The sequence below is a fragment of the Zoogloea sp. LCSB751 genome (assembly GCF_002028455.1).
Taxonomy (GTDB): Bacteria; Pseudomonadota; Gammaproteobacteria; order Burkholderiales; family Rhodocyclaceae; genus Zoogloea.
In genome coordinates this window covers 1-254 of record NZ_MWUM01000390.1, presented here as the reverse complement: position 1 = coordinate 254, position 254 = coordinate 1, and the positions used below count along the sequence as shown (strand labels likewise).

General features: G+C 50.4%; 1 protein-coding gene. It reads left to right on the top strand.

Features of this window, described 5'->3' with window-relative positions; all coding sequences use genetic code 11:
- Positions 1–254 (top strand): 2-oxo acid dehydrogenase subunit E2 (locus B4920_RS27075; RefSeq protein WP_173862731.1); only part of this gene is annotated, 254 nt, incomplete at both ends.

Below are 254 nucleotides of genomic sequence, written 5' to 3'. Positions count from 1 at the left end.
CATCGCAGTATCTACGCCGCGTGGTCTGGTAACACCAGTGCTACGTGACACCGATACCATGAGCTTGGCTGATATCGAAAAAGCAGTACGCGATCTGGCGATCAAAGGCCGTGATGGCAAGCTGACTGTGGCAGATATGACTGGCGGTAACTTCACTGTGACTAACGGTGGTGTATTTGGCTCGTTAATGTCTACCCCAATTTTAAACCTGCCACAAAGCGCAATTTTAGGCATGCACGCCATTAAAGACCGCC